This is a genomic window from Xenorhabdus sp. PB30.3, from assembly GCF_963895965.1.
Taxonomy (GTDB): Bacteria; Pseudomonadota; Gammaproteobacteria; order Enterobacterales; family Enterobacteriaceae; genus Xenorhabdus; species Xenorhabdus stockiae.
Map to the genome: position 1 here is coordinate 1 of NZ_CAWQMW010000180.1, position 20,548 is coordinate 20,548.

19 protein-coding genes, 3 pseudogenes and 1 riboswitch are annotated in these 20,548 nt (G+C 45.3%); of the genes and pseudogenes, 12 read left to right on the forward strand and 10 right to left on the reverse strand.

Features of this window, described 5'->3' with window-relative positions:
* The 3 genes from AACX38_RS18875 to purD all read left to right on the forward strand — a co-directional run.
* The coding region (locus tag AACX38_RS18875; protein ID WP_228865171.1) for a hypothetical protein at positions 1-342 on the forward strand (342 nt) is incomplete at its 5' end.
* Between the two features lie 53 nt (positions 343-395).
* Positions 396-1,985: a bifunctional phosphoribosylaminoimidazolecarboxamide formyltransferase/IMP cyclohydrolase gene (gene purH / locus AACX38_RS18880; RefSeq protein ID WP_099120209.1), complete on the forward strand. Its 1,590-nt coding sequence runs from the start codon at positions 396-398 to the stop codon at positions 1,983-1,985.
* Between the two features lie 155 nt (positions 1,986-2,140).
* Positions 2,141-3,424, forward strand: coding sequence for a phosphoribosylamine--glycine ligase (gene purD / locus AACX38_RS18885; RefSeq protein ID WP_228865172.1), 1,284 nt, complete (start codon positions 2,141-2,143; stop codon positions 3,422-3,424).
* 50 nt (positions 3,425-3,474) lie between these two features.
* Here purD and AACX38_RS18890 read toward each other — a convergent pair whose 3' ends face one another.
* The 5 genes from AACX38_RS18890 to hemE form a co-directional block, all read right to left on the reverse strand.
* On the reverse strand, positions 3,475-4,128 hold the full coding sequence (locus AACX38_RS18890) for a DUF1481 domain-containing protein (protein WP_228865184.1): 654 nt from the start codon (positions 4,126-4,128) through the stop codon (positions 3,475-3,477).
* Positions 4,129-4,178: 50 nt separating this feature from the next.
* Complete coding sequence (hupA, locus tag AACX38_RS18895; RefSeq protein ID WP_099109277.1) at positions 4,179-4,451, reverse strand: nucleoid-associated protein HU-alpha; 273 nt, start codon at positions 4,449-4,451, stop codon at positions 4,179-4,181.
* Positions 4,452-4,635: 184 nt separating this feature from the next.
* Complete coding sequence (locus tag AACX38_RS18900; RefSeq protein WP_099120212.1) at positions 4,636-5,226, reverse strand: YjaG family protein; 591 nt, start codon at positions 5,224-5,226, stop codon at positions 4,636-4,638.
* Positions 5,227-5,302: 76 nt separating this feature from the next.
* The gene (nfi, locus tag AACX38_RS18905) at positions 5,303-5,980 is read right to left on the reverse strand and encodes a deoxyribonuclease V (RefSeq protein WP_228865173.1); all 678 of its coding nucleotides are present in this window, start codon (positions 5,978-5,980) and stop codon (positions 5,303-5,305) included.
* Positions 5,981-5,985: 5 nt separating this feature from the next.
* Entirely contained in the window at positions 5,986-7,050 is a 1,065-nt protein-coding gene (gene hemE / locus AACX38_RS18910; RefSeq protein ID WP_228865174.1) for a uroporphyrinogen decarboxylase, read from the reverse strand.
* Between the two features lie 425 nt (positions 7,051-7,475).
* Between hemE and dcp the strand changes: the two genes are divergently transcribed.
* Positions 7,476-9,674 (forward strand): peptidyl-dipeptidase Dcp, encoded by a 2,199-nt coding sequence (gene dcp / locus AACX38_RS18915; protein ID WP_228865175.1) that lies wholly within the window; start codon positions 7,476-7,478, stop codon positions 9,672-9,674.
* Positions 9,675-9,749: 75 nt separating this feature from the next.
* On the opposite strand, the gene nudC is transcribed toward dcp, so the two are convergent.
* Positions 9,750-10,517 carry an NAD(+) diphosphatase gene (gene nudC, locus AACX38_RS18920; protein WP_193757123.1) on the reverse strand — a complete coding sequence of 256 codons (768 nt, stop codon included), beginning with the start codon at positions 10,515-10,517 and terminating at the stop codon, positions 9,750-9,752.
* A gap of 373 nt (positions 10,518-10,890) precedes the next feature.
* Between nudC and AACX38_RS18925 the strand changes: the two are divergent.
* Positions 10,891-11,101, forward strand: a pseudogene (locus AACX38_RS18925) (IS5/IS1182 family transposase); the annotation flags it as partial.
* 121 nt (positions 11,102-11,222) lie between these two features.
* Here AACX38_RS18925 and AACX38_RS18930 read toward each other — a convergent pair.
* Complete coding sequence (locus AACX38_RS18930; RefSeq protein WP_228865176.1) at positions 11,223-12,188, reverse strand: class I SAM-dependent methyltransferase; 966 nt, start codon at positions 12,186-12,188, stop codon at positions 11,223-11,225.
* A gap of 755 nt (positions 12,189-12,943) precedes the next feature.
* Here AACX38_RS18930 and AACX38_RS18935 point away from each other — a divergent pair.
* The 7 genes from AACX38_RS18935 to thiH all read left to right on the forward strand — a co-directional run bounded on the left by AACX38_RS18935 (position 12,944) and on the right by thiH (position 19,577).
* On the forward strand, positions 12,944-13,618 hold the full coding sequence (locus AACX38_RS18935) for an HAD family hydrolase (protein WP_228865177.1): 675 nt from the start codon (positions 12,944-12,946) through the stop codon (positions 13,616-13,618).
* 75 nt (positions 13,619-13,693) lie between these two features.
* Positions 13,694-13,818: riboswitch (TPP riboswitch) on the forward strand.
* Between the two features lie 142 nt (positions 13,819-13,960).
* Entirely contained in the window at positions 13,961-15,946 is a 1,986-nt protein-coding gene (gene thiC / locus AACX38_RS18940) for a phosphomethylpyrimidine synthase ThiC (protein WP_228865178.1), read from the forward strand.
* Positions 15,930-16,643, forward strand: coding sequence for a thiamine phosphate synthase (gene thiE / locus AACX38_RS18945; RefSeq protein ID WP_228865179.1), 714 nt, complete (start codon positions 15,930-15,932; stop codon positions 16,641-16,643). Before thiC ends, thiE begins: the two co-directional genes overlap by 17 nt.
* The gene (locus tag AACX38_RS18950) at positions 16,637-17,440 is read left to right on the forward strand and encodes a HesA/MoeB/ThiF family protein (RefSeq protein WP_228865180.1); all 804 of its coding nucleotides are present in this window, start codon (positions 16,637-16,639) and stop codon (positions 17,438-17,440) included. The genes thiE and AACX38_RS18950 overlap by 7 nt, the downstream gene beginning before the upstream one ends.
* Positions 17,437-17,649: a sulfur carrier protein ThiS gene (thiS, locus tag AACX38_RS18955; RefSeq protein ID WP_099120221.1), complete on the forward strand. Its 213-nt coding sequence runs from the start codon at positions 17,437-17,439 to the stop codon at positions 17,647-17,649. Before AACX38_RS18950 ends, thiS begins: the two co-directional genes overlap by 4 nt.
* Positions 17,650-17,664: 15 nt before the next feature.
* A complete protein-coding gene (locus AACX38_RS18960) occupies positions 17,665-18,432 on the forward strand; it encodes a thiazole synthase (RefSeq protein WP_228865181.1) in 768 nt (255 codons plus the stop codon).
* Positions 18,429-19,577: a 2-iminoacetate synthase ThiH gene (gene thiH, locus AACX38_RS18965; RefSeq protein WP_228865182.1), complete on the forward strand. Its 1,149-nt coding sequence runs from the start codon at positions 18,429-18,431 to the stop codon at positions 19,575-19,577. The genes AACX38_RS18960 and thiH overlap by 4 nt, the downstream gene beginning before the upstream one ends.
* Before the next feature lie 64 nt (positions 19,578-19,641).
* Here the strand turns inward: thiH and AACX38_RS18970 are convergent, their stop codons facing one another.
* The 3 genes and pseudogenes from AACX38_RS18970 to AACX38_RS20840 all read right to left on the reverse strand — a co-directional run.
* Positions 19,642-19,899: a hypothetical protein gene (locus AACX38_RS18970; RefSeq protein ID WP_228865183.1), complete on the reverse strand. Its 258-nt coding sequence runs from the start codon at positions 19,897-19,899 to the stop codon at positions 19,642-19,644.
* A 98-nt stretch (positions 19,900-19,997) separates the two neighbouring features.
* Positions 19,998-20,423, reverse strand: a pseudogene (locus AACX38_RS18975) (DUF1349 domain-containing protein); the annotation flags it as partial.
* A 30-nt stretch (positions 20,424-20,453) separates the two neighbouring features.
* Positions 20,454-20,548, reverse strand: a pseudogene (locus tag AACX38_RS20840) (IS982 family transposase); the annotation flags it as partial.

Sequence of the window (20,548 nt, forward strand, 5' to 3'; positions counted from 1 at the left end):
AGCGTTTATTTTCGCTTTCGTTCCGCTGTCCTGCGCGGCGTGTCTCAGCTCAGCGTCGGTCAGTGGTGGCGCATTATAGGGAGTTTTTCGGCCCTGACAATAGTTTTTTTGAAAAAAAATTATCGTTTGCTGCATTACACAGCAAAACACCACCTTATACCAAGTTACGCACAAGGTTATCAACAGAGCGATATTTTACTAAAAATTCTCGAGCATCGCGCAAACGTTTGCGTTACAATCTCAGCGGAAAAAATAGCCATGTGCTTTTTTCTGTTTGTTTTGAAATGTTATTGTGGAAAGCCATTTTTTATCCGAATGGCGTTTTTTTGGCCTAAAAGGTAACTATTTCTCTCAATAACACATTCTTGTTTGATGAAATCCAAGGGATCACACCAATGCAACAGCTTCGTCCAATCCGTCGTGCCCTGCTGAGTGTTTCTGACAAAGCGGGTATTGTTGAATTTGCTAATGCCTTATCTAATCGCGGTGTTGAACTGCTTTCAACGGGAGGAACCGCCCGCCTGTTGGCTGAGGCTGGCCTGAATGTCACTGAAGTTTCCGACCATACTGGTTTTCCTGAAATGATGGATGGCCGGGTGAAAACACTTCATCCTAAAGTACATGGCGGCATTCTTGGCAGGCGTGGGCAGGATGATGCAGTAATGGAGCAACATCAGATTGCACCTATTGATATGGTAGTCGTTAATCTTTATCCCTTTGCCCAGACCGTCGCAAAACCGGATTGCTCTCTGGAAGATGCTGTAGAGAATATTGATATTGGTGGCCCGACAATGGTTCGCTCTGCGGCCAAAAACCATAAAGATGTTGCGATTGTTGTCAACGCACAGGATTACAACAAGATTATTGAGGAAATGGACAACCATCAGAATTCCCTCACTCAACCCACTCGTTTCGATTTAGCTATCAAAGCATTTGAGCATACCGCTGCTTATGACAGTATGATTGCCAACTATTTTGGCAAACTGGTTCCGGCTTATCATGGCGATAACGATCAACCATCAGGGAAATTCCCACGCACACTAAATCTCAACTTTATTAAGAAGCAGGATATGCGCTACGGCGAGAACAGCCATCAGGATGCTGCTTTCTATATAGAAGAGAAGATCACAGAAGCCTCTGTCGCTACAGCAACACAATTACAGGGCAAAGCACTTTCCTATAATAATATCGCAGACACTGATGCCGCTCTGGAATGTGTAAAAACTTTCGCCGAACCAGCTTGTGTCATTGTCAAACATGCTAATCCTTGCGGAGTAGCGATCGGAGCGGATATTCGTACCGCTTATGATCGGGCATTCAAAACTGACCCAACATCCGCATTTGGCGGGATTATCGCGTTTAACCGTGAGCTGGATGCTGACACGGCTAAAATCATTATTGAGCGCCAGTTTGTCGAAGTTATTATTGCTCCTTCTATTAATAAAGAAGCACTGCCTATTCTGGCAACCAAGCAAAATGTCCGCGTTCTGTCATGTGGTGAATGGAATTCAGCGGTTGCCGGTCTGGATTTCAAGCGCGTTAATGGTGGTTTATTGGTACAGGATCGCGATTTAGGCATGGTAACAGAAGCAGAATTGCAGGTGGTTTCCAAACGTCAGCCAACAGAGCAGGAAATGCAGGCTGCCTTATTTTGCTGGAAAGTGGCTAAATTCGTTAAATCTAATGCTATCGTTTATGCCAAAGATAATATGACTATTGGCATTGGTGCAGGCCAGATGAGCCGGGTTTACTCCGCTAAAATTGCAGGTATTAAGGCCGGGGATGAAGGTCTGGAAGTTCAGGGATGTGCGATGGCTTCTGACGCTTTCTTCCCATTCCGCGATGGTATTGATGCTGCGGCTTCTGTCGGCGTGACTTGCGTGATCCAGCCGGGTGGCTCTATTCGCGATGATGAGGTCATTGCGGCTGCTGATGAACATGGTATTGCCATGATTTTCACCGGAATGCGTCATTTCCGCCACTAATCCCCCTAACACTTATACCCAATGGATTTCAAGTTGCGTCGCGGCGGCAAGGGAACTCATCCCCGGGAGCATAGATAACTATGTGACTGGGGTGAGTGAGAGCAGCCAACAAAGAGGCAACTTGAAAGACGAAGGGTATATAATGAGAGATAATAATGAATATACTAATCATCGGTAGTGGTGGACGGGAACACGCACTTGCATGGAAAGCCGCACAATCTCCGCTGGCAGAGCTGGTTTACGTTGCTCCGGGCAATGCTGGAACGGCTCTGGAACCTAATTTGAAAAATGTGGATATTGCCGCAACAGATATCGAGGGATTAGTGGCATTTGCTCAAAGCCACCATATTGACCTCACAATTGTAGGGCCAGAAACACCGCTGGTTATTGGCGTGGTTGATGCTTTCCAACAAACTGGGCTGACAATTTTTGGCCCGACTAAAGCCGCCGCGCAATTGGAAGGGTCTAAAGCCTTCACTAAAGATTTCCTTGCTCGCCATCATATTCCAACAGCGGCTTACCAGAATTTCACCGAAATAGACCCCGCGCTCGCTTATCTGGAAAAAACAGGTGCTCCGGTTGTCATTAAGGCCGATGGGCTAGCGGCAGGTAAAGGCGTCGTTGTCGCCATGACAATGGAAGAAGCACAGAATGCAGTTAAAGATATGCTGGCGGGTAATGCATTTGGCGATGCCGGTCACAGGATTGTTATTGAAGAGTTTCTGGATGGAGAGGAAGCCAGTTTTATTGTCATGGTGGATGGTAAAAATGTGGTTCCTATGGCAACCAGTCAGGATCATAAGCGGGTAGGTGATGGTGATACCGGGCCAAATACTGGTGGAATGGGCGCGTATTCTCCTGCTCCTGTAGTCACGGATGAGGTTCACCAGCGGGTCATGGAAAAAGTCATTTATCCGACCATTAAAGGCATGGCTGCTGAAGGAAATACTTATGTCGGTTTTCTGTATGCCGGTTTGATGATTGATAAACAGGGTGAACCGAAAGTCATCGAATTTAACTGCCGCTTTGGTGATCCTGAAACGCAGCCTATTATGATGCGCCTGCGTTCCGACTTAGTGGAGCTGTGTCTTGCCGGAGCAAAAGGCCAGTTAGATGGAAAAACCTCTGAGTGGGATAACCGTTCTGCACTGGGTATCGTGTTAGCTGCAAGCGGTTATCCGGCTGATTATTCTAAAGGCGATATCATTAGTGGCCTGAATCAAGAACCGCAAGCAGATGAAAAAGTTTTCCATGCCGGAACGGCTTTGAAAGATAAAGACGTGGTCACTGCCGGTGGCCGTGTGTTGTGTGTTACAGCATTGGGAGACAATATCGCTGAAGCTCAGACAAAAGCCTACCTGAGAGCAGAAAAGATTAACTGGAAAGGTTGTTTTTATCGCAAAGACATTGGCTACCGTGCTATTGCTCGTCTGAAATAACGATATTCAGAAAAAAAGCCAGAAATAAAAAGTCGGCGAAAGTAACTGGATTACAGCTTATCTTTCGTCGGCTCCCAAAGACAAAAATCGTCATTGGCAACTAATAATAACTGTTTACCTTCTGGTGCTTCCAGCCATGCAATGGTAAGTATGCCATAACTGTTTTTACTTCTTTCTTCGAGCCATGCCTGTGACTGAGGGTCAAACTCAATAGATATTTTCTCGCCTGAACAGGTAGTCACTTCACTGTTCTGCCAGTGCCCCTGCATCAGTTTTACCTTCCCGGCAATGAGAACATCGCTGGTTTCTTTTATTCGGCTGGCCTCAAACAATGACCTGATGATGTCATCGTTGGAAAGTTGCTCGCGATGCCCATCAAACTCGCGTTGCATAAAAACAACGTTGTCGTTTTTATCTAACCTCAGGATTTCTTCTGTCGGATTATCATTAAATACATTGCGGCGCATCTGCCATAAATGACCCTGACGGTATTCGTAGAAAATAACAGTGGTGTTTTTGTGTTGGTAAGGGCTGTAAACGCTCATGATAACCTGAGGTTTACTGTTTTGATCATTCAGACGCCATAAGCGGATAACGCCGCCATCGGTAATGAAGCCACTGGCACTGAAAGTGGGTTCTTTCGGTTTGACTGAGCAGGCGCTGAGCAATGAGATTAAACCCAATGCTAACAGCCCCTGTATCATCAACAAAAGGGGCGTTGACTTCCCCTCTTTTTTCTTTTTTCGCAATACGATTACTTGACTGCGTCTTTCAGAGCTTTACCAGCAGAGAAAGCAGGTACGTTTGCAGCTGCAATTTTGATTTCTTTACCAGTCTGTGGGTTACGACCAGTACGCTCTGCACGATGATTAACTTTGAAAGTACCAAAGCCAACCAGTTGTACTGCATCACCGCTTTTCAGAGATTCGGTGATTGCAGCCAAAGTTGATTCCAGGGCAGCTTTAGCCTGAGTTTTGGTCAGATCAGCACCTGCTGCGATTGCATCAACTAATTCAGTCTTATTCATAGATTATCCTTACAGTGTGTTTATCGTTTGCAAAGCATCGAGTGCGACGGATATGCCGATTTGACAGCACCCCTGCATACACGCACCGATAGCCACTTCTTTTCGCCCTCAATTTAGAACAGAGTGAGGGCAAATGTGAAGTCTTTAAATCCGGCAAATCAAGCACTAAGTCACGTTTTATAACTTATTGCTCTAAATTTATGCCGATATTGCTGACTCCGCACTCACGGAGGTCAGCCTTTAATCCTTTAATTAATTCTATGTCCCGTTCTTCGCAGTTCGCCAATAAACGGTAAATCTCCCATTGAATATCCCATTCCTCTTCAATGGCAGGCAATGCCTTTAATTCATCCTCTGTCATTTCGTGACCAGCCTGCGTCATTTCCAGCATGGCGACAGTACGGATGGATATTTCACTGACGGCTATTGCATGCTCTAACGTTGAACCACTCAAACGCGAATGAATGACTTCACCTAATGCAATACACGCATCAATTGCTGGATACACACCATAAATATCATAGCTATCTGCTGATGGGATAATGGCTTCCAATTTTTCCAGCTGGTTATCAAAATTTACTTTTGCATCTTTGACAACTAATGTCTCCCACACCAGATCAAGAATTCGGCGATATTGTGCAGGATCAGCAAACTCAGTCTGATGGCAAAACGTGTGATAATTCGGATACATCCGCTCACATAGACTAGCCATAAAAGTCAGATGTTGCCAACTTTCAAGCTTCTCCAACCTCAGGTGAATCGGGTTCTTTAACATTAGTCGTTACTCATGATGCCTAATTTGCGCCGAAGTTTACCTGAAAATCAAGAATATCCACATATTTCCGCCTCAATTAAAGACTTTTCTGCATTGTTTGCCTAAAAAACACTCTATTTGAGGCTATTCCATCAGCCCAACGGGTCGGTTCAGGTAACCTATATCCTTTCATACAGTGTTCAACCCAACCAATGGCGCTGTCAATACTGACCTTATGACCAATGGAAATATAGAGTGGATTACACCTTTTTTTGCTCCGCCAGACCAAACCTATCTGTTCACCATGATCGATCAGTGGCTGACGGCTTCCCACTACTTCTCCGACAGGAGCATGTTCACCACACAGACGACTTTTAGCTACCCCGATTGTCGGAACATCCACCAGCAAACCAAAATGACTGGCAATGCCAAAACGTCTTGGGTGAGCTATCCCCTGACCATCAACCATCACCAGATCAGGACGTAAGTTTAACTTACTCCATGCTTCGAGCAATGCCGGATATTCACGAAATGAGAGTAAACCGGGAATATAGGGAAGTACAGTCGCCGTTCTCGCGATTTGGTATTCTGCCAGCTCAAGAGTGGGATAACGTAAAACAGCGATGGCGGCACGGGTTATCGTGCCGTTTTCTTCAAACCCAACGTCAGCCCCTGCAATGAATTCCGGGATAAAAAAAGCTGGAAGCACATCATGGCGAATTACCCGCTGTGCTTTCTCTGTTTGTTCCTGACGTAGTGCTTTAGTGTTGTACATAGATTTTATTGATGGTATTTCGCTGATAACCGGTGCACTGCTTCGACAAAAGCCCCTGCATGCTCTGGCGGAACGTCCTGATGAATACCATGCCCCAGATTGAAAACATGCCCATTACCTGTACCAAAGTCTTGCAGGATGGTCGAAACTTCCTGTTCAATCCGCGCTGGCTGAGCATACAGCATAGATGGGTCCATATTCCCCTGTAGGGCGACTTTATCTCCGACACGACGACGAGCATCAGCAATATTCGTTGTCCAGTCCAGCCCAAGAGCATCACAGCCAGTTGCAGCCATTGCCTCAAGCCATTGCCCTCCCCCTTTTGTAAATAGGGTGACAGGTACTCGGCGGCCTTCATGCTCGCGGATCAGCCCATCGACAATTTTATGCATATATTGCAGGGAAAACTCCTGATAATCGCGCTGGGACAAAACTCCTCCCCATGTATCGAAAATCATGACAGATTGTGCGCCTGCTTTAATCTGGGCGTTCAGATATAGAATAACGCTCTCAGCCAATTTATCCAGCAACAGATGAAGTGTCGCCGGCTCAGCATACATCATGGCTTTGATCTTAGTAAACGCCTTACTGCTTCCGCCTTCGACCATATAGGTTGCCAGTGTCCACGGGCTGCCGGAAAAACCAATCAGAGGAACCTGCCCTGCCAGTGCCTTGCGTATCGCACGGACAGCATCCATGACATAACCCAGTTCCATCTCCGGATCAGGAACAGGTAACTTTTCTACATCGGCATGGTTAAGGATTGGCGACTGAAAACGCGGGCCTTCACCAGCTTCGAAATATAACCCTAACCCCATTGCATCAGGAATGGTCAAAATATCGGAAAACAGAATGGCCGCATCCAGTGGAAAACGTCGCAAAGGCTGAAGTGTCACTTCACAGGCCAGTTCAGTATTTTTGCACAACGAGATGAAATCCCCCGCCTCCTGCCGTGTTGCTTTATATTCAGGTAAATATCGTCCTGCCTGCCGCATCATCCATACCGGAGTGATATCAACTGGCTGACGTAATAAGGCACGCAGATAACGGTCGTTTTTCAACTCATTCATGACAGGCTCCCTTGATTATCGACAAAAAGCGCCCGCATGATAACACGTCAAAAGCCTAACTTCCGTTGTGACTGCCAATAAATAAACGTTCGGTCATCAATCAACAACCTAAGATGAAAAAAATTTATGTATGGGTTCACAAAACCAGGAACAAGAACTAGGCACTCCGGTCTATTGCTCTCATTATGTTAATCTTGTGTTACAGGTATGTAGCGCGCAGGCAATCTGATATCTCACATTGCCATAATCCTTCACCGTTCGCGCTTTTCAGTTAATCGTTGGATGAATTGGTTTACGTTAGTTAATTGACGGTCGTTCATGGACTTTAGTTAAGCGCCCATCGTCAATCGACTGTCTCAAAGCTCTTATAAAGTCATTTTCATTGATAAATAACCTATAAAATTTACATGGAGGAGTTTCGACTGATGCGTTTATCCATTTTAGTACTGGCTATTGGCTTAGCATTAGGCACTCAGGCGCAAGCCGAAGAAAATAAACGGGGCTCTGACCACACTAACGTATCAGGTGGCCAGATAAAGGAGGTAAGTGTGACCGATGAAGTTGACCAACAACAAGATAAGAATAATCCTTTCTTCTATACCAGCGTACTCCCCTTTCAGGCACCTCCGTTTGATAAAATAAAAGAAACAGATTACTCACCTGCAATCACGGCCGGTATTAAACAGAAGCTGCAAGAAGTGGAGAAGATCGCCAATAATCCCGTACCGCCTGACTTTGAAAATACCTTTATCGCACTGGAGAAAACCGGCACGACGCTGGATCGGGTAACAAACGTATTTTGGGCGATGACCTCAGCAAATACGACAGACGGGTTGCAAAAACTCAGTGAGGAAATGTCACCAAAACTGGCAGCAATGAATGATGAGATTATGCTGAACAGTAAACTGTTCAACCGCATCAAAACCGTTTACCAACAGCGTGAAACACTGAATCTGGACTCCGAATCGCTCCGTCTGGTAGAAGTCATTTATAAGCAATTCGAATTAGCGGGTGCCAATTTATCTGATGCCGACAAAATAAAAATGAAAGCATTAAATCAGGAAGCGGCAACCCTGCGTACTCAATTTACCAATAAATTGCTAGCAGCAACCAAAGATGGCGCTCTGACGATTAAGGATAAAACTCTGCTGGCCGGGTTGTCCGATGGCGAAATGGCTGCGGCAGCACAGGCTGCCAGTGAACGTAAGCTGGATAACCAGTGGCTGTTCGTATTACAGAACACGACCCAGCAACCGATTCTGCAAGATCTGAAAGATCGCGATACACGTAAGGCGTTATTCGAAGCATCGTGGAACCGGGCTGAAAAAGGGGATGATAACGACACACGCCAAACGCTGGCCCGATTAGCAAAAATCCGTGCTGAGCAGGCTAAGCTACTAGGTTTCAAAGATTACGCATCATGGAAGCTGCAAAGCCAGATGGCAAAAACACCGGAAGTCGCATTGAAGTTTTTACGTGATATTGTCCCTGCTGCAACTGCACGCGCTGAACGTGAAGCAAAAGATATTCAGGCCGTGATTGACCAGCAAAAAGGCGGCTTCAAAGTGGAAGCATGGGATTGGCCGTTCTATGCCGAACAGGTACGCAAGGCAAGGTATGATTTGGACGAGTCCCAGATTAAGCCCTATTTCGAACTGAATAATGTCCTGAATAACGGCGTGTTCTACGCCGCCAACCTGCTATATGGCATTACCTTTAAAGAGCGCAAAGACATTCCGGTTTATCATCCCGATGTCCACGTGTATGAAGTTTTCGATAAGGACGGGCAACAACTGGCGTTGTTCTATTCCGATTACTTTAAGCGTGACAATAAAGCCGGTGGCGCCTGGATGAGTAATTTTGTCGATCAGTCCAGACTCTTCGGAACCAAACCGGTAATTTACAACGTTGCCAACTTTACTAAACCGGCTCCGGGCCAGCCAGCACTGTTATCGTATGATGACGTGATCACAATATTCCATGAATTTGGACATGCGTTACACGGCATGTTTGCCGATCAGCAATACCCGACGCTGTCAGGCACCAGTACTGCTCGTGACTTTGTGGAGTTCCCGTCACAAATTAATGAATACTGGGCCCGTGATCCCAAGGTATTTGCGAATTACGCCAGACATTACCAAACCGGTGAAGTCATGCCGCAGGCACTGATGGATAAAATCAATCAGGCGGATAAATTTAACAAAGGTTATCAAATGACCGAGTTACTGTCAGCCGCACTACTGGATATGCACTGGCATATGCTGGCCGCAGATAAGCCGCAGCAGGACGTGAATAAATTTGAAGCCGCATCTTTGCAAGAAGATAAGATCCATCTCAACTACGTGCCGCCACGCTACCGTTCCAGTTACTTCAAACACATTTGGGGCGGTGGTTATGCTGCCGGTTATTATGCCTATCTGTGGACAGAAATGCTGGCGGACGATGCGTTTGCATGGTTTACCGAGCATGGCGGTCTGACAAGAGAAAATGGTCAGATCTTCCGCGATAAGATATTGTCACGCGGCAATAGTACAGATTTGGAAAAACTGTATATCGACTGGCGAGGTAAGCCACCAAGTACTGAATCTATGCTGAAAAACCGGGGTCTTACGGAACAAGAATAACTAAGTATAGCTAAAGGCTGAGAGTTACCTGATATAAAACACCGGGTAACTCTCATGAATTTTAAGTATTCACTATCAATACTGACGACATAGTGCGACCGTTTCCTCAATCAGACGACGGGCAATCGTGTCAGGCCCGGGGATCAGGGGAAGATCATCATATCGATACCAATCCGCACTGATTAGCTCAACGGGGTCGTGCTCAATATCTCCACTCTCATAATCAGCCAGAAATCCCATCATCAGTGAATGCGGAAAAGGCCACGGCTGAGAAGTAACATACCGCAGGTTACGGATTTTTATCCCACTCTCTTCCATCACTTCGCGGTGTACTGTCTCTTCCAGTGTTTCCCCCACTTCCACAAACCCAGCCAGCACCGTATGCATACCATTGCGATGGCGCTGATGTTGTGCCAGTAGAATGTGATCTTCACGGCGGATACCGACAATAATGCAGGGAGCAATTTGCGGATAATAGCGTTCATCGCAATGGTGACACAGGCAGGCCCACTCGTGCTCAGTCTGCTGCATTTCATGACCGCAATACCCACAGTAACGATGTGAGCGGTAAAACTCAGCCAACTGGACTCCGCGCCCTACCAACTGAAATAATTGAGGATCCTGCTCTGCAATCCGGCGGGGAGAATACATATCTGATGCCATCTTATGACGGACAAGCCACACTACTTCTCCCAACCACTCGCCGATAGCGTAGGCGACAAGGCCCTGCAATGACCAGCTCTCGGCAGTTCCCAGTGGTAAGTCTCCCTGCGGAAGCCAAACTCTGTTTTCAAGACTGACAATCCACCAGCCTCGTTCTATACCTGTCAGTTTTTTTTGCATCATTGGTTCCATCATGTGTTGTGTCATATGCTGTGCTCATTAAGAATATATTAACCAAGTCAGTGTTAATTAAATGTTAACCAGCATTCATATACAGGATCTATATGAACGCATACAATATTTTTTTGCACGACTTTCTTTGTCGTGTTTTGAACGCATTCTGACATAGACCTCGTCCTGATATGCGTTGACATTTATTAATGCCTGACGATGTACTTCATCAGAAGCCGATATTTCTTATATATTTCATAAGATCACATTAGTAGGTCACATTTTACAAATAACTATCCCTGACACATTGCATTCACTAATAGGAATGATTTTAGTTTAATAAAGACACCTGAGTTAACCTCGGTTTTTGTGATAGCAGATTAAGGATTACGATAGCAAATGTTTCAAGGAAATAGTCAAACAAGAAAGAGCAACACTGGTCATTCCTACCGGAAAAACAAGCGAAAATCGGATAAGAAGATTGATAACGGTTTATACCATCACCGTCATTGAGTGGAAAATACGATTAATCAACACAAAATTACGCCAGCATACTGGCACTGGCGTTTATCATTGTCTGGCGACCCATGTGAACGGAATAAGCCATGAATACAAAACGACGTTGTAATAGCTATTGGCTAACAAGAGACTGGCTGTAAATGATAAGCACAAGTACTCCCTGTTGTGCCACAACCCAGGCTCAGTATTTTCATATCAATTTACCTTACACAGCCAAACGTAACTATTATCAACCTCCAGTACTATTTCTTCTATTACATTTAGGCAACTTCTTTCGAAAATTTCCATATAATCTGCACGAGTTCTTGGTACAAGCCCCTGTAGTCGATGAATATAATCAAACCCTCTAGCGAAAATATTATTGATGCTATTCCCTTTCTCATTAGTAACAGTATCAAATAAAATAATAAACTTCAGATTAGGGAATAAATTCCGATAATCATTAAATAGTTTTTCTAATCTTTCATTTGGCTCAATATGATGTGTAAAGAAAGTAAATAATATAGCTTCAACGGATGGGTTAATCTCATTAATTATAGTAACATCCTGTTGTTTAAATTTTATCTCACTCGATCCAGAATATGTTTCTCTCAGATTTTTATTTGCAAGCTCAATGGCATTAGCATTAATATCCATACCAATACCATTAAAACCAAATTGGCGACAAATATTAATCAACCTCAAACCTGCGCCGCATCCCATATCACACAAGGTACCACTAATATCAAGTTGACTAAAAATCTTTTCCATATGTTTATCAATAAAATACCCGCCTATCTCGGCTGAGTATTTGGCTACACTAGCGCCATCATAAGGGAGAACATTGTAATTCCCATCAAATATTTCTTCTTGATTAGATAATAAATCTCTATATGCATACAACCATAATTTGAAAATAGGTAATTTCTTTTTTATCTCCTCAACACTTATTTGTAATTGGCATATACCATCGACAACAGTCAATATACCACCGTCTTTTAAAGACGTAATTACAGCATCAACATAAGAAGACTTTTTCTTATAATGATCTCTAAGTTCAGATTCAACTATTCGGCCATTTTTATCAAAGTGGTCAAATAAATTCATATGTTCTGCTAACATAACTGCTTTACTTATTATATTACCAGAAAATGCGACATCTAGATTATCCTGTTTATTCATTTTCAATCACTTCCAAATAATTTAACATGATCAATCTCTTGCTCAAACAAGATGATAATTGCAATGTTTATTTGAGCTGGTATAAGATATTCTTGTGAACAGCATTCCGGATCACCTATTATGTAATAGTGTTTATTGTGTAATTCAGAAATCATTTCTTAGTTTCTTTTGAAATATCGGATATAAAAATACCATATTTCAAACTTTCCAATAAGTAAGCATATCCATCAGTAAATTTGAATTTACAATTAAAACCTTCAGCTTCAGTTATTATATTTTTCAGTTAAAATTTTCATTACCACATTAATTAATTATAATTATTCCATTTTTCTACCATGAAATATTATTATTTTTTAAAACACCATTTCACTGGTAAATTGTTAAAATTTTATTATGGGCATGTAATTACATAACGACACGTTACTTCGTGATAATGTATTTTACGGAAAATCTAAGTCAAAATAACTTTATCGTGTATTTTTAACTCAGTCAATATGGCTATTTCTTAAAACCATTAATGTATATATTAAATATAAAATGCGTAATATATTTTTTGATAAAATATCACACCTACTTACATAATAATCAGAAAAGAAACTCAGCAGAGTAAGCCCGCCATTCGCTTACAATCCACCCTCTTTATCGTATTCTGCCTGCAATCTGTTATATTAACGACGTTTCTGGGTGTTCACTAAATGCCTGATTCTCTTTCAGCCAACCAACCCTATCGATTTTGGGTTTGAGGAATAGCGACTATGTCACAGCAAATTGCCATATTTGATCTGGACGACACCCTGATCCGTGGGGATTCCAGTCTACTCTGGACGAATTATTTATGGGAAAAGCAGATCATTACTGACCCCCGCTTTATAGAAGCAGACCAGAAAATGATATCGGATTACAGTGCGGGGAAACTGAATATGCAGGAATATCTGTCAGTCAGTTTACAAGCCCTCTGCCAAATACCCCATGAACAAGTTGATATCTGGCTGACAGATTTTGTGGAAACAACAATCAAGCCTCTCTTCTATCCCGCTGCGAAAACACAATTAGATATTTACCGCCAACAAGATATTCCCGTCATTATCATTTCTGCTACTGTTTCTTTCGTGGTGAAAAAAATCGCGGCTGCATTTGGCGTAAATAACGCAATGGGGATTGATATGGTCATGAAAGAGGGTTGTTATACCGGTGATATTGACGGTATCCCGACTTTCCGTGAAGGGAAAGTTACCCGCTTACAGCAATGGCTGGCAGAACAGAATTTATCGCCACAACATATCTCTTTTTACACAGACTCAGCAAACGACTTACCGATGTGTTTCTTTGCCAGTGAAGTATTTACCGTGAATCCGGATATGAAATTGCAGTCAGCAGCAGAAAAACATGGCTGGAAGCAATTGAGCTGGGCGTTAGCGCCACAGAGTTAATACCTGACATCGGGCCAATACAAAAGGCTCAGTTTTCCGGTTGCAGTTTCCATAATCCCCTTTATACTCTGGGGTGTTTTCTTGTCGGAGTGCCTAGCGTTCAGCGTATATCACGGTGGACACAGGCTGAGACCGTTTATTCGGGATCCGCAGAACCTGATCGGGCTAATACCCGCGAAGGGAACAAGAGTAATCCCTCTGCTGATATGCTTTATTGCTTCTGTCCAGATCTTCTGCCAGATAACACCGTTCAGCAATCATCATTACTCCCTGCGAGCTCCAGACAAGCAATTTTCTCAACTTAAGCCTGATTACAGGCGATCACACAGTCAGGAATTTGCTATGTCTAATGCTATTACTAATGATACCGTCACCTCCAACACAGATATTATCCCTACAACTGATATCTCCCCTAAAGCCCATCCGGCACGTCCACGTAAGGCACAACGGGATGCCGCACAGGAATTTATCAATTCAATTCAGGGTGTCACCTTCCCCAATTCACGTCGTATCTATCTGGAAGGTTCACGCGAGGATATTCAGGTTCCTATGCGTGAAATTCAGGTATCTCCTACGCTGATTGGCGGGACAAAAGAAGAGCCTCAATTTGAGGAAAATGAACCCGTACCGGTTTATGATACTTCCGGCCCTTATGGCGACCCTGAAGCCGTGCTGGACGTACACGCAGGTTTGCAGAAAATCCGCCAGCCGTGGATTGAAGAACGCAATGACACAGAGCCTGTCACAGCCCTCAGCTCTGATTTTACCCAACAACGCCTAGCGGATGCCGGACTGGATCATCTGCGTTTTCACCATCGTCCCCACCCTCTGAAAGCGAAAGCGGGCGAACGCGTTACCCAGTTACACTACGCTCGTAAAGGCATTATCACGCCGGAGATGGAATTTATCGCTCTGCGGGAAAATATGGGGCGGGAACGTATCCGCGGTGAAGTACTTCTCCAGCAGCATCCGGGGCAAAGTTTCGGTGCCAATTTACCAGAAAACATTACGCCGGAATTTGTTCGTCAGGAAGTCGCTGCGGGTCGTGCGATTATTCCTGCCAACATTAACCACCCAGAATCCGAACCAATGATTATCGGACGCAACTTTCTGGTGAAAGTGAATGCCAATATCGGTAATTCTTCCGTAACCTCTTCCATTGAAGAAGAAGTCGAAAAGCTAATCTGGTCTACCCGCTGGGGCGCAGATACGGTAATGGATCTTTCCACCGGGCGCTATATCCACGAAACCCGTGAATGGATACTGCGTAATAGCCCGGTGCCAATCGGTACAGTCCCCATCTATCAGGCGCTGGAAAAAGTCAACGGTATTGCGGAAAATCTGACGTGGGAAATGTTCCGCGATACATTACTGGAACAGGCGGAACAGGGAGTCGATTATTTTACTATTCATGCCGGCGTTCTGCTGCGCTATGTCCCGATGACCGCCAAACGCCTGACTGGCATTGTTTCCCGTGGGGGTTCCATTATGGCGAAATGGTGTCTCTCCCATCATCAGGAAAACTTCCTCTATACCCATTTCCGTGAAATTTGTGAAATCTGTGCCGCCTACGATGTTTCCCTTTCTCTGGGAGACGGCTTACGTCCCGGTTCCATTCAGGATGCCAATGATGAAGCACAGTTTTCCGAACTACATACACTGGGTGAGCTGACCAAAATCGCCTGGGAATATGATGTTCAGGTGATGATCGAAGGGCCGGGGCATATTCCGATGCAATTAATCCGCCGCAATATGACGAAAGAACTGGAACACTGCCACGAAGCGCCTTTCTACACATTAGGGCCACTGACAACCGATATCGCGCCGGGTTATGACCATTTCACCTCTGGTATTGGTGCGGCTATGATTGGCTGGTTCGGTTGCGCCATGCTCTGTTATGTCACGCCTAAAGAGCACCTTGGCCTGCCAAATAAAGAAGATGTGAAACAAGGGCTCATCACATACAAAATCGCAGCTCACGCGGCAGATTTAGCGAAAGGCCATCCCGGTGCTCAAATCCGCGATAACGCTATGTCAAAAGCGCGTTTTGAATTCCGCTGGGAAGACCAGTTTAATCTGGCACTTGATCCTGACACTGCCCGCGCTTATCACGATGAAACGTTGCCACAGGAATCCGGTAAAGTTGCTCATTTCTGCTCCATGTGTGGGCCAAAATTCTGCTCAATGAAAATTACGCAGGATGTGCGGGACTATGCCGCAAAACTGGAACAACAATCAGGTATGGAACAGATGTCCGAAGAATTTCGGACACATGGCAGCGAACTGTATCACCGGGCTGAGGATATCAACGATGTCAAATCAGTCTGAAACGATTTTATCTGGAACCGTTTGCCCTGAAACAGCCTCTTTTGCTCCAACCGAACATCGGTTGGGGTTATATCCCGTGGTGGACTCACTGATATGGATTGAGCAGTTACTGGAAGCCGGTGTCAGAACGCTGCAACTGCGAATTAAAGACCTGCCCGAAGATCAGGTAGAGCATGATATCCGGCAGGCGATTGCATTGGGGAAACAATACAACGCGCGTTTGTTTATCAACGACTACTGGCGGCTGGCAATCAAACACAGTGCTTATGGTGTTCATCTGGGGCAGGAAGATTTAGATATTGCTGATCTCAATGCCATCCGACAGGCCGGGCTTCGGCTGGGGATCTCTACCCATGACGAGCAGGAACTGGCGCGGGCAAAAGCCTTGTGTCCATCCTACATTGCACTGGGGCATATTTTCCCGACCACCACCAAAGAGATGCCCTCATCGCCACAGGGTTTAATCGCTCTGAAACATCAGGTAGAAATCACACCTGAATTCCCGACGGTGGCTATCGGCGGTATTTCACTGGAACGAGTACCTGATGTGGTCGCGACCGGTGTCGGTGGTGTAGCGCTGGTCAGTGCCATCACCAAAGCGAAAGACTGGCGACAGGCAACAGCCAGATTGCTTCATTTAGTTGAAGGGACACCTGACAAAAACGTTGAAGAAAATGATCGGAGGCGCTTATGTTGAACGATCAGGAATTTATGCGATACAGCCGTCAATTATTACTGGAAGATATCGGCCCGGACGGACAGGAAAAATTAAAAAACGGCAAGGTGTTAATCGTCGGGATGGGAGGCTTAGGCTCCCCCGCTGCACTCTACCTCGCAGCAGCGGGAGTAGGGCACCTTTATCTTGCCGATGATGACAAATTACATGTCTCAAATCTGCAACGTCAGATCCTCTATCGCACGGCTGATATTCCCGCAGGTAAAGCCACACTGGCGGCACAAAAACTGGCTGATCTGAACCCATTGGTTCATACAACCGTCATTAATGAACGACTGGATAAAAAATCACTGACAAACCTCGCCCGGCAGGTCGATCTGATACTGGATTGCTGCGATAACATGGCAACCCGACATGCTATTAACGCCGCCTGTATCGAAACCGGAAAACCTCTTATCAGTGGCAGCGCCGTCGGTTTCAGTGGTCAGCTTATGGTATTCGAACCGCCTTACCAGCATGGCTGTTATGCCTGCCTCTATCCCGATCAGGAAGAGCCACAGCGTAACTGCCGCACTGCGGGTGTTTTAGGGCCAGTGGTCGGTGTGATTGGGACATTACAGGCGCTGGAAGCTATTAAAATGCTGGCGGGTCTCCCTTCTTATCTGAATGGAAAACTGCGACTGTTTGATGGCAGAAAACAGAACTGGAGTACGTTACAACTGACACCCTCACCACAATGTCCGGTATGCGGAACGCCCCCCACCATTGATAAAACTGCGGGTACAGATAAAACCGTTTCAGGAACAGAAATCGTATGAACATTATTGTCAACGATCAAACGATCACACTGGATACGCCGACAGATAATCCCATGACAGTTCAGCAGTTACTGGAACATATGCAACGTCCCCAGTCAGGTACTGCACTGGCTATTAACCAGACCATCATCCCCCGCTCAGAATGGCATACCCACCAGCTCAGTGACGGGGATAATATCCTGCTGTTTCAGGCCATTGCAGGGGGCTAATGCCGGAGGTTAACCATGTTAAAAATTGCTGATACCACCTTTCATTCCCGTCTGTTTACAGGCACAGGAAAATTTGCCAATGCCGGGCTGATGATTGAAGCCATTCGCGCCTCCGGTAGCCAATTAGTCACAATGGCGATGAAACGGATTGATCTGCAAGGCAAAGATGATGGCATTCTCCTTCCCTTGCAGGAGCTGGGGGTTAAACTCCTGCCAAATACTTCCGGAGCAAAAACCGCAGAAGAGGCGGTTTTTGCTGCCCGCCTTGCGCGGGAAGCGCTGGGCACTAACTGGGTCAAGCTGGAAATCCACCCTGACGTGAAATATCTGTTACCTGATCCGATAGAAACCCTGAAAGGAGCGGAACAGTTAGTCAGAGAGGGTTTTGTGGTTCTGCCTTACTGTGGCGCAGATCCGGTTCTGTGCCGCCGTCTGGAAGAAGTGGGTTGTGCCGCTGTCATGCCATTGGGAGCACCTATTGGTTCAAATAAGGGCTTACTCACCCGGGATTTCCTGCAAATTATCATTGAGCAATCCAATGTTCCTGTGGTTATCGATGCCGGTATTGGTGCTCCAAGCCATGCACTGGCAGCCATTGAAATGGGAGCCGATGCTGTACTGGTCAATACTGCAATCGCCGTTGCCCATAATCCGGTCAAAATGGCGCAGGCATTCAAAACCGCCATTGAGGCAGGCGAACTAGCTCATCAGGCAGGAGTGGCAAGCCAGAAATCCCATGCAGAAGCCTCCAGCCCGCTGACCGATTTTCTGGGGGTTTTATGAGCAGCAATACCGTGGCAGAACAGACTTTCCGCCATCGCTGGCAACAGTTGGACTGGGATGACATTACGCTGAGCATCAATAGTAAAACCCGCCATGATGTTGAGCACGCTCTAAATAGTGAACGCCTGACACTGAGTGATTTTATGGCTCTGCTCTCACCCGCAGCTCTGCCCTACCTTGAACCAATGGCTCGGCGGGCACAACAATTAACCCGTCAGCGATTCGGTAATACCGTGGGATTTTATATCCCACTTTACCTTTCCAATCTGTGCGCCAATGACTGTACCTATTGTGGTTTTTCCATGAGTAACCACATCAAACGTAAAACGCTCAATGAACAGGAAATAGAGGCTGAATGTCAGGCGCTGAAAAAGCTGGGGTTTGAGCATATCCTGCTGGTAACAGGGGAGCATCAGAAAAAGGTCGGAATGGATTATTTTCGCCATTACCTTCCCTTAATACACCGTTATTTCAGTTCAGTCACAATGGAAGTTCAGCCATTGGCACAAGAGGAATATGCCGAACTGAAAACACTGGGATTAGATGCGGTACTGGTCTATCAGGAAACCTACCACGAACCGAGTTATCAGCTGCACCATCTCAGGGGGAAAAAACAGGATTTTCACTGGCGGCTGGAAACCCCTGAGCGACTAGGGCGGGCCGGCATTGATAAAATTGGTCTGGGCGCATTAATCGGGTTATCACCCCACTGGCGAACTGATTGCTATATGGTGGCAGAACACCTGTTTTTCCTGCAAAAACAGTTCTGGAAAAGCCGTTACTCCATCTCCTTTCCACGCCTGCGTCCCTGTGCTGGCGGGATTGAACCCGCATCCCTGATGAATGATGCAGAACTGGTACAACTGATCTGCGCATTCCGCCTGCTGGCACCGGATGTTGAACTTTCTCTTTCTACCCGTGAGTCACCTTATTTCCGCGATCATGTTGTACCTCTGGCGATAAACAGTGTCAGTGCCGGTTCTAAAACTCAGCCGGGTGGTTATGTCGAAAGTGATCATCACGAACTGGAGCAGTTCTCTCCGAATGACCACCGCTCTGTGCAACAGGTTGCCGAAGCACTGGTCAGATCGGGCTTACAGCCGGTCTGGAAAGACTGGGATAGTTATTTGGGGAGACAGGGATAAGAAATAAGCTGATGCCCTTCATCCAGGTTGCATATTGGATGAGGGGTCATCGCCTCAAGACTTATTAAAAACGATCTTCTTTATTCAGATAGCTTTTTATTTTTTTTCGGTATTTACAAACTAATAAAACCAATACCAAGAGGCTGCTATAAAAAATAAATTTAACGATACTTCCCGCGATGACAATACAGAATAAAACCCCGATAACCATAAAAAAATTAAAAATATTTTCCATTACCCATCTTAAAAATGTAAATATGCCTTTTATGATGTGATAAATGCACTCCAGTAGTGCCGCGAAAAACTCCAACAAATCTTCCATTTGCATCTCCTTTTCCGTAATACCTTTATTTTACTTTTTATATTCGGGTATTAATCCATCATAAAAGCATTTTATCTGACCGGTTTGTAGCCATTCCACTAACTCAAATCATGCAAAGGCTTGTTCAAGGATGGCATCAGTTTGAATTCAGAAAACTTCACCTGTAACCCTTCCCGCCCTGGTGAACAACACATCGCACCAACAAACACTCGTTGCCCATTGTGTTGGCTGATAGTAAAAGGGGATAACCGCAACAAAGGCCACTGCTTACCATCTGTGGAATATTGCAGCCGGATAGCGCCTTCCTGATAAGTCAGCCGCAACCAGAATTTCTCAGAGTTACCCGAAAAAATCCCCATCGCCCAGTCAGAATAAGGTGCGGTTAATACACTGCCGATTGTTGCCTTGCCATCGGCATATTCAATACCGGCTTTCAGCCAATGCTGTTCATCCTCCAGCAACATAACGCCTGCCTGATCGTATAACTGCTCAAAACGCCCTTCAATACAGAGCTGAAACGTGAACCCTTCTTTAATAATTAACCCCAATTCCGCTTAAGATATTGCTGAAATATCTTCTTCTGAGTAGAAAATTTTCAGTGATGGCTTTTTCTCTTTAAGGCAGTAAGCAATCAATCCCGTTAAAATCG

Excerpts from the sequence above, each read along its gene's own strand:
- purH (WP_099120209.1), top strand. The coding sequence starts at position 396 with ATGCAACAGCTTCGTCCAATCCGTCGTGCCCTGCTGAGTGTTTCTGAC.
- purD (WP_228865172.1), top strand. The coding sequence starts at position 2,141 with ATGAATATACTAATCATCGGTAGTGGTGGACGGGAACACGCACTTGCA.
- AACX38_RS18890 (WP_228865184.1), bottom strand. The coding sequence starts at position 4,128 with ATGATACAGGGGCTGTTAGCATTGGGTTTAATCTCATTGCTCAGCGCC.
- hupA (WP_099109277.1), bottom strand. The coding sequence starts at position 4,451 with ATGAATAAGACTGAATTAGTTGATGCAATCGCAGCAGGTGCTGATCTG.
- AACX38_RS18900 (WP_099120212.1), bottom strand. The coding sequence starts at position 5,226 with ATGTTAAAGAACCCGATTCACCTGAGGTTGGAGAAGCTTGAAAGTTGG.
- nfi (WP_228865173.1), bottom strand. The coding sequence starts at position 5,980 with ATGTACAACACTAAAGCACTACGTCAGGAACAAACAGAGAAAGCACAG.
- hemE (WP_228865174.1), bottom strand. The coding sequence starts at position 7,050 with ATGAATGAGTTGAAAAACGACCGTTATCTGCGTGCCTTATTACGTCAG.
- dcp (WP_228865175.1), top strand. The coding sequence starts at position 7,476 with ATGCGTTTATCCATTTTAGTACTGGCTATTGGCTTAGCATTAGGCACT.
- nudC (WP_193757123.1), bottom strand. The coding sequence starts at position 10,517 with ATGCAAAAAAAACTGACAGGTATAGAACGAGGCTGGTGGATTGTCAGT.
- AACX38_RS18930 (WP_228865176.1), bottom strand. The coding sequence starts at position 12,188 with ATGAATAAACAGGATAATCTAGATGTCGCATTTTCTGGTAATATAATA.
- AACX38_RS18935 (WP_228865177.1), top strand. The coding sequence starts at position 12,944 with ATGTCACAGCAAATTGCCATATTTGATCTGGACGACACCCTGATCCGT.
- thiC (WP_228865178.1), top strand. The coding sequence starts at position 13,961 with ATGTCTAATGCTATTACTAATGATACCGTCACCTCCAACACAGATATT.
- thiE (WP_228865179.1), top strand. The coding sequence starts at position 15,930 with ATGTCAAATCAGTCTGAAACGATTTTATCTGGAACCGTTTGCCCTGAA.
- AACX38_RS18950 (WP_228865180.1), top strand. The coding sequence starts at position 16,637 with ATGTTGAACGATCAGGAATTTATGCGATACAGCCGTCAATTATTACTG.
- thiS (WP_099120221.1), top strand. The coding sequence starts at position 17,437 with ATGAACATTATTGTCAACGATCAAACGATCACACTGGATACGCCGACA.
- AACX38_RS18960 (WP_228865181.1), top strand. The coding sequence starts at position 17,665 with ATGTTAAAAATTGCTGATACCACCTTTCATTCCCGTCTGTTTACAGGC.
- thiH (WP_228865182.1), top strand. The coding sequence starts at position 18,429 with ATGAGCAGCAATACCGTGGCAGAACAGACTTTCCGCCATCGCTGGCAA.
- AACX38_RS18970 (WP_228865183.1), bottom strand. The coding sequence starts at position 19,899 with ATGGAAGATTTGTTGGAGTTTTTCGCGGCACTACTGGAGTGCATTTAT.